Source organism: Kineococcus siccus (assembly GCF_009906795.1).
GTDB lineage: Bacteria > Actinomycetota > Actinomycetes > Actinomycetales > Kineococcaceae > Kineococcus > Kineococcus siccus.
In genome coordinates this window covers 1-7,514 of sequence record NZ_JAAALN010000204.1, presented here as the reverse complement: position 1 = coordinate 7,514, position 7,514 = coordinate 1, and the positions used below count along the sequence as shown (strand labels likewise).

The window sequence follows — 7,514 nt, the reverse complement described above, 5'->3', positions numbered from 1 at the left end:
GGCGAGGGCGATCCCGAGCAGCGCGCTCCCCCGCCCCCGACGCCGCCCGGGGGATCGCGCTGCTCGGGATCGCCCTCGCCAACAGCGTCTTCCACGTCAGCGGTCGCGAGCTCGGCCCCTCCTACCGGCCGGTCGACGGGACGACGCCGGACCGCCTGGTCGACGTCGTGGTGGGCCTGCTCGTCGACAACCGGGCCTTCCCGGTGTTCACGCTGCTCGTCGCCTACGGGCTCGCCGTCCTCGTGCGACGCCAGGCCGAGCGGGGCGCGTCCTGGCCGCAGACCCGTTCACTCCTCCTGCGCCGCACGCTGTGGCTGAGCGTCTTCGGGCTCGCGCACGCCGTGCTGCTGTTCGAGGGCGACATCCTGCTCGTCTACGGGGTGCTCGGGCTGGGCGTCCTGCTGCTCCTGCGCGCCCGGGACCGCACGCTGGTCGTCGTGGGTGCGCTGGCCCTCGTGCCGTACGTGGCGTTCCAGGGTGTCGACGGCATGCCCGGGGCCACGACCGGCCCGCCGGTGCCGCTGCCCGTGGACCCGGACACGTTCACCGGGGCGCTCGCCGCGCGCGCGGTCGTCGCGGTGTTCTACCTGCTCACCTCGCCGCTGGTGGTGCTGGTCTTCCTGACCCCCGCGGTGCTCGGCGTCCTGCTCGCCCGCCGCCGGGTCCTCGAACGACCCGCCGAGCACCTGCCGCTGCTGCGGCGGCTCACCATCGGCGGGTTCGCGCTCAGCCTGCCGGGGGCCGTGCCGCTGGTGCTGGCGTCGGTCCAGGCCGTGCCCACGACCGTCGGCGGCGGCTACGCGGCGGGGACCCTGCACGCCGCCACGGGTCTGGCCGGCGGTGTCGGCTTCGCCGCGCTCGTGGCGTGGGTGGTCGGGGTCCGGGAGCAGCGCGCCGCACGTGGCGGCGGCCGCTGGGTGCCGAGCGGCGCGTGGGGCGTCGCGACCGCCGTGGGGCAGCGCTCGCTCACCTGCTACCTGCTGCAGTCGGTCGTGATGGTCCCGCTGCTCGCCCCGTGGGGTCTCGGCCTGGGCGAGGGCGCCGGCACCGCCTTCGTCGCGCTCGTCGGTGTGCTGACCTACGCCGCGACCGCGGTGTTCGCGGTCCTGCTCGACCGCGCCGGCCGGGCGGGGCCCGCCGAGGTGCTGCTGCGGCGCCTCGTCTACGGCCGGCCGGTCCCGGTCGCCGCCTGACGCGGCCTCACCCGGTTCCGCCGCACCCCGCGGACGGTTCCGCCGCCCGCAGACCGCGCGGCGGCCGCGAGCAGCCGCCGTCAGGGCGTTCGCGGCAGCGGAACCGTCCGCGCCCTCCGGTGCGGGCGAGGTCGGCTGCGCCCAGGCTGCCCGCCGGTGGTCACCGGACGGCCGCGCGTTCCCCGACCGGGACCCTCACGTCGCGGTCCGGAGACGCTCGACGACGTCGGGGCCCGCCGTGATGCCCGACTCCTCGTACGCCAGCAGCGCCGCACCGCCCAGAGGGCTCAGCGCCGAGGTGACCACGCGAGCGGGAGTGGTCCCGGGCAGGTCCAACGAGTCCCCCAGCCGGGCGGAGAAGGCGGGGTCGCAGGCCAGCGACCCGGTGAGCCCGACGCTGACCGGGGCGGCGCCGGCGAAGGGGGCCAACAGGTGCACCCCGCACGCGGTTCGATCCGTGAGCGCCCGCAGCGCCCGGTCGGCCGACGGCGAGGAGTCGGCGAGCGCGGTGACCGTGGGGGCGAGGTCGCCGTAGCGGCGCTTGACCACGTTGCGGTCGAGGGAGGCGTGCGCCAGCAGGGCGGACCGCAGGCCGGCGAGGTCCGCGGCGCCCCAGTGCCGCAGGATCCGCTCCAGCAGTTCGCCATCCGCCCGAGTCGCCCGGCCCCGCAGGACGTCGTGCACCACGTCGAAGACGAGGTGCCGGGCACCGCCGGCGTAGTGCTCGAACTGGCCGCTCTCGACCTCCGCGCCGTGCTCGTCGATGGCGAGGATCATCGAACCGGTTCCTGCGACGACGACCACCCCTGGATGGCCGAGCAGCGCGCCGCGGTGCGCGATGACGGCGTCGTTGACGAAGACCCTGGGACAGCGCAGGAAGGGCAGCGGGTAGAAGGCGTCAGCCCACTCGGCGGTCCCGCCGCCCTGGTTGGAACCCGCCCGTCCGATCCCGGCGACGCCCACCGCCAGGCCGCACGCGCCGTCGGGCGCGAGGTCACCCGCGGCCAGGGCGGTGGAGATCGCCTCCCGGAGGTTGACCGCGGCCTGGTCGTCGTGGTGGGCCGCCCCTCCGCGGCCGGCGGCCCTCGAGAGCAGGGTCCCGTCGAGGCCGAAGCAACCGACCCGGGTGGACGTGCCGCCGGAGTCGACGGCGATGACGAACTCGGTGCCTCGCAGGTGCCCCGTCACGCGCCCGACCCTAGAGGCGGTGCGGGCACTCGGTGCCGGACGTCGCACGACGGCTGTGCCGTCGGGTCGTGCCCGACACGTCCGCCAGGACCACCGGACGAGCCCCGCCCGCACGAGGACAGCCGCACGAGGACGGCCGCACGAGGACGGGGAGCGGTCAGCGCCCGCGGAACCGGATGCGCCAGTGCGAGCGCGTGGCTCCGGCTGAGGAGGCTCACCGGCGACCGACCGGCGCGGCCCCCGCGCGGCGCCGGGCGTCTGCACGGCGAGGTGCGGGTGTCCGGCGTACCCCGGCCCGGCGACCTGGGAGCATCGGGGCCATGGGACTGGGTGGCGGGCCGAGCGAGTGGGACGAGTACGAGTGGTTCCGCCTCGCCGACCTGCCGGACGTCCGCCCGGCTCAGCGACGCCGGTCTCGCTCCGAGACCGTCGAGGACGAGGTCGTCGACGACGGTCCCGACCCGCTGGGTGACGCGCTGCGCGGACTGGTCCGCGACTACCCGGTGTGGGCCGGCGCGGGCGCGACGCGCGTCCTGCTGGTGGACCTCGACAACCTCCGGGCCTCCCGCGGCCGGCTGCGGGCCCGCCTCGGCGTGGTCGTGGAACTCGCCCGGCAGGCCGACGTCGTCTGCCTCGCCGGGCAGGCGGGAGCCGTGGAGCGGTCGCGGCCGTGGCTCGCGGAGTTCGCCGCGCGCGCGCAGCCCGTCGCGGACGGCGCGGACGTGGCCGACCTGGTGCTGCTCGCCGCCGCGGCCGGGGTGCCCGATCCCGTGGAGGTGCTCGTCATCAGCAACGACGGGATCTTCGCGGACCTCGCCGACCGCGGGGACCTCACCGTGCTGTCGCCCGGCATGGACGCGCTGAGCGACCGCCTCTACGGCGCCGCGAGCCTGCTGGTCGACCTGGCCGCCCTGGAGAAGGACGCCGCGGCGATCGCCGCGACCTGACCGCGGGGTCGCGTCAGCCGACCAGCCGGGCCGCCACCGAGACCAGCCGCTCGTTGGCCGCGGTCTCCGCGACCGTGAGGCGGAGGCCCTCCCCCGCGAAGGGCCGGACGACGAGCCCCTCGGCGCCGAAGGCCGCGGCCACGTCGGCGGTCCGGTCCCCCGTGGGGAGCCAGCAGAAGTTGCCCTGCGCGTCGGGGACCGGCCAGCCCTGGGCCCGCAGCGCGGCGACGACGTGGTCGCGTTCGGCCACGAGGGCCGAGACGCGCTGCAGGAGCTCGGCTTCCGCGGCCGGTTCGAGCGAGGCGAGCACCGCGGCCTGGGCGATGCCGGAGACCCCGAAGGGCGTCGCCGACTTCGCGAGCGCCTCCGCGACCGCGGGGTGCGCGACCGCGAACCCCACGCGCAGGCCCGCGAGCCCGTACGCCTTCGAGAACGTCCGCAGGACCACGACGTTGGGGTGGGCGCGGAACACGTCGACGCCGTCGGGGGTGTCCGGGTCGGTGACGAACTCGCGGTAGGCCTCGTCGAGGACGACCAGCACGTCCGCCGGGACGGCGGCGAGGAACTCCTCCAGCTCGGCCGCGCGCAGCGCGGGCCCCGTCGGGTTGTTCGGCGAGCACAGCACCACGAGCCGGGTGGCGTCGGTGACGGCCGCGGCCATCGCCGGCAGGTCGTGCCGGGCGTCGGCGGTGAGGGGGACGAGCACCGAGCGGGCCCCCGCCACCCCCGTGACGATCGGGTAGGACTCGAACGACCGCCACGCGTGGACGACCTCGTCGCCCGGTTCGCAGGTGATCTCGACGAGCTGGGCCAGCAGCCGCACGCTGCCCGTCGCGGTGGCGATGGTCGAGGGCGCCACGCCGAAGCGCTCCGCGACCGCCGCGACCATGGCGGTCGCCGCCATGTCGGGGTACCGGTTCAGGGTCGTGGCCGCCTCGCTGATCGCGGCGAGCACGCTCGGCAGGGGCGGGTACGGGTTCTCGTTGGAGGAGACCTTGAAGACCTCCAGCCCCGGCCGGGCCACGGCCGGGCGGCCCGCGACGTAGGACGGCACGGCCGCCAGGCTCGCCCGCAGCCGCGGGACGACGGTGGACTCGACGGTCGAGGCGGTGGAGGCGGCGGACATGGCCGCCAGCTTACGGAGCGCCGGCCCGGCCGAGGTGTGGCGCAGGTCATCCCGGCCCGCGCACGCGCGGCTCGTACGATGCCCCGGGAACCCTGGCTGCGGTCGTGCCCCCGCAGCCACGGGCAGCTGGAGCACGGTTCCTTCGACACTACGGACGGTCCCCGCCATGCCCGACCTCATCGCCTTCGACGACGACCCCCTCGCCCTGCGGTCGACGTTCGCCCTCTTCCCGTCGGGGGTCGCCGCCCTGTCGGCCGTCGTCGAGGGTGCCCCCGTGGTGCTCGTGGCCTCCTCCTTCCAGGTCGGCATCTCGGCCGACCCGCCGCTGGTGCTCTTCGCCGTGCAGCACACCTCGACGAGCTGGCCGAAGCTGCGCGAGGCCGAGCGCATCGGCGTCTCGGTCCTCGGCGAGGCCCACGACAGCGCCGCCCGGCAGATGGCCTCGAAGGCCGCCGACCGCTTCGCGGGCATCGAGACGGTCACGACCGCCACGGGAGCCCACTTCCTGGAGGGTGCGCCCGTGTGGCTGGAGTGCTCGATCCACTCGGAGGTGCCCGCGGGTGACCACGACGTGGTCCTGCTCCGCGTGCACGCCATGGGCCACGAGGCGGGGACCGAGCCGCTCGTGTGGCACGCGTCGTCGTTCCGGGCGCTGACCCCCCAGGTCGGCGCGTGAGGACGGCCGTCGTCGTCGGCAACCCCAAGCCCGCCTCGCGGACCCTCGCGGCGGCCGTGCGCGCGGTCGAACTGCTCACCGGGGCGGCGCCCGACCTCGTGGTGGACGTGACGACGCTCGGTCCCGGGTTGCTGGCCGCCGGCGACGACGCGGTGACGGCCGCGGTCGCCGACGTCGCGGCCGCGGACCTCGTGGTCGTGGCCAGCCCCACCTACAAGGCGACCTACACGGGCCTGCTCAAGCTCTTCCTCGACCGCTTCGCGGGCGGCGAGGGGTTGCGCGACGTGACCGTCGTGCCGCTCATGCTGGGCGCCGGCCCGGCCCACGCCCTGGCCGCGGAGCTGCTGCTGAAGCCGGTGCTCGTCGAGCTGGGCGCGACGTGCCCCGCACCCGGGCTGTACCTGCTCGACTCCGAGGGCGCCGACTCCCCGGCGCTGGCGGCCTACGCCGAGCGCTGGCGGCCGGCCCTGCAGGCGACGGCGTCGCTGCCCCGCGCTCACGGCAGCCTCTCGGCGCGGTAGTCGAACACCTGCACACCGGCTCCGGGGGCGTCGAGGAACGGGGCCGCCGAGGCCGTGAACGCGCGCAGCGCCGGGTCGTCGCTGGCGTCGACGAGCCGGGCCGTGTCGACGTACTGCACCCACCCGTGCGCCTGCACGGGGTCGCGCGCCACCTGCTCCGCCCACGCCGGGGCGGCCGACAGGTCCCGCGTCACGACCGTGCGGCGCGGCGACCCCTCCGCGTCCGTGCCGTCGAGCGCGGGCACGAGGTCCCCGGTGTGCTCGAGCGAGAGCACGCGGACCCCGGCCGGGACGGGGATGCCGTCGACGGGGGAGCCCGCGGTGACGACGTGGGTGATCGTGAACTCGGCACGCACCGCGGGGTCGGCCGCGAGCGCCGCGGCCGTCAGCCCGCCCTGGCTGTGCCCCGCGACCATCACCGGCTCACCGGCCCGCACCCCCGCCTGCCGCATGGCCTGCACGACCGCGTCGGCGGTGGCGGTCGGCTGCCCGGCCACGGCGCGGACGTTGGTGGTCAGGTCCATGGGCGTGCGCCCGACCGCACCCGCGCCCGGCAGCGGGTTCCACGTCTGCGTCCCCGGGACCTCCACGACCCAGGCGACCCGTCCGGCGGCCGACGTCACGCGTTCGAGCCGCACCGTCCCGGGCGGAGGCGGGCCCGAGGGCGGCATCCGGCTGCCGGGCAGCGGCATCGACGTACCGGTCCACCCGGTGGACTGCCGCGCGACACCGTCCAGGACGTCGGCGACCCCGCGGGGCGGGCCGTTCGGGACGGCCCGCGCGACGGCCGCCGGCCGCACGCGCACCGGCGTCTCGCGGAACAGGGGCGTGACGGTCCCGAGGCCCGCCAGCACCGTGCCCGCAGCGGCCACGTCGTCCAGGGGCACGGCGTCCGGGGCCACGGCCGCGACCGCGACCGCGAGCGCCGGGGTCTGCGCGAGCGCGGCGTCGAGCACGGCCGGGGTCGTGGCCGCCAGCTCGCGCACCACCTCGGGGTGCGCGGCGAGCTCCCGGGCGAGGGGCTGCAGGACGGCCCCGGCGTCCCCCGCCAGACGGTCACCCGCCCGCCGGGTGGCCGCCGAGAACTCCGTCCCGAGACTGCTCGCGTCCAGCCGTCCGGACAGGGCGAGGCCGACGGCACCGACGAGGAGCTCCTCCTGCGCCTGGTGCGCGCGGTAGACGACGTCGGCCGCGACGACGCCGGCGGTACCCGCGAGCACGGCCGGGGCCGCCGCGACGACGACCTCCGCCGCGGCCCGCCGCGCGATCGCGACGACGGCGGCCGCGGCCTCCTCGCCCAGCCGGTAGCGCAGGGCCACCGTCCGCAGGGCGACCGCGAGGGCGCTGACGCGCGCGGCCGCGGCCACGGCTCCACCGGCACCCGCCGCGACGGAGCCGACCGCGGTCTCCGCGCGGAACCCGGTCGCGGGCGCCACGGGCAGGGTGACGAGCAGCCGCGGGTCCGACGCGGTCCGCGCGGCCACGAGCCCGACCTCGGCCAGCGCCGCGGCGCAGCCGGCGAGCACGCCGGCGGCCCGTTCCAGCGCGGCGGGGTCGACCGTGGTCGGGCCCGTGCTGACGACGATCCCGTCACCGCTCACCCGGACCGCACCGCCCCGGCGTGCGCCTGCAGCGCGGCCTGCGCGGCGTCGCAGCGCGCGACCACCTCGGCCGCGGCGCGCACCTCGCCGCCGAGCTGGGCCGTGAAGCGCGTCGCCGCCGGCGAGCGCCACCCGAGGTCGGCGAGGGCCCCCAGCCGGCTCATCGCCCCGCGCGCCCGCCACGAGGCCCGCGCGACGTCGGCCACGAGGGCCTGCACCCCGTCGGCGAGCACCCCGGCCGTCGCGCCCACCGGTCCAGCCC

Annotated in this window: 7 protein-coding genes and 1 pseudogene; 4 read left to right on the top strand and 4 right to left on the bottom strand. The window is 77.3% G+C overall.

Annotation, left to right across the window (positions count from 1 at the left end; genetic code table 11):
* Positions 1-1,193: DUF418 domain-containing protein (locus GTR02_RS17830; RefSeq protein WP_166608832.1), on the top strand; the 1,193-nt coding region annotated here is incomplete at its 5' end.
* Between the two features lie 195 nt (positions 1,194-1,388).
* On the opposite strand, the gene GTR02_RS17825 is transcribed toward GTR02_RS17830, so the two are convergent.
* Positions 1,389-2,381, bottom strand: a complete 993-nt coding sequence (locus GTR02_RS17825; RefSeq protein ID WP_166608831.1) for a BadF/BadG/BcrA/BcrD ATPase family protein — start codon at positions 2,379-2,381, stop codon at positions 1,389-1,391.
* A gap of 320 nt (positions 2,382-2,701) precedes the next feature.
* Here GTR02_RS17825 and GTR02_RS17820 point away from each other — a divergent pair, with 320 nt between their 5' ends.
* Positions 2,702-3,328, top strand: coding sequence for a hypothetical protein (locus GTR02_RS17820; protein WP_166608830.1), 627 nt, complete (start codon positions 2,702-2,704; stop codon positions 3,326-3,328).
* 13 nt (positions 3,329-3,341) lie between these two features.
* On the opposite strand, the gene GTR02_RS17815 is transcribed toward GTR02_RS17820, so the two are convergent.
* The gene (locus GTR02_RS17815) at positions 3,342-4,454 is read right to left on the bottom strand and encodes a histidinol-phosphate transaminase (protein WP_166608829.1); all 1,113 of its coding nucleotides are present in this window, start codon (positions 4,452-4,454) and stop codon (positions 3,342-3,344) included.
* Positions 4,455-4,620: 166 nt separating this feature from the next.
* Between GTR02_RS17815 and GTR02_RS17810 the strand changes: the two genes are divergently transcribed.
* The gene (locus GTR02_RS17810) at positions 4,621-5,130 is read left to right on the top strand and encodes a flavin reductase family protein (protein ID WP_166608828.1); all 510 of its coding nucleotides are present in this window, start codon (positions 4,621-4,623) and stop codon (positions 5,128-5,130) included.
* Positions 5,127-5,651, top strand: coding sequence for an NAD(P)H-dependent oxidoreductase (locus tag GTR02_RS17805; RefSeq protein ID WP_166608827.1), 525 nt, complete (start codon positions 5,127-5,129; stop codon positions 5,649-5,651). Before GTR02_RS17810 ends, GTR02_RS17805 begins: the two co-directional genes overlap by 4 nt.
* On the opposite strand, the gene GTR02_RS17800 is transcribed toward GTR02_RS17805, so the two are convergent.
* Together GTR02_RS17800 and GTR02_RS17795 are read right to left on the bottom strand one after the other, a co-directional pair.
* The gene (locus GTR02_RS17800; protein WP_166608826.1) at positions 5,627-7,252 is read right to left on the bottom strand and encodes a hypothetical protein; all 1,626 of its coding nucleotides are present in this window, start codon (positions 7,250-7,252) and stop codon (positions 5,627-5,629) included. The two genes, GTR02_RS17805 and GTR02_RS17800, sit on opposite strands and share 25 nt — an antisense overlap.
* Positions 7,249-7,514: pseudogene (locus GTR02_RS17795) on the bottom strand (hypothetical protein); the annotation flags it as partial. The gene GTR02_RS17800 and the pseudogene GTR02_RS17795, both read right to left, overlap by 4 nt.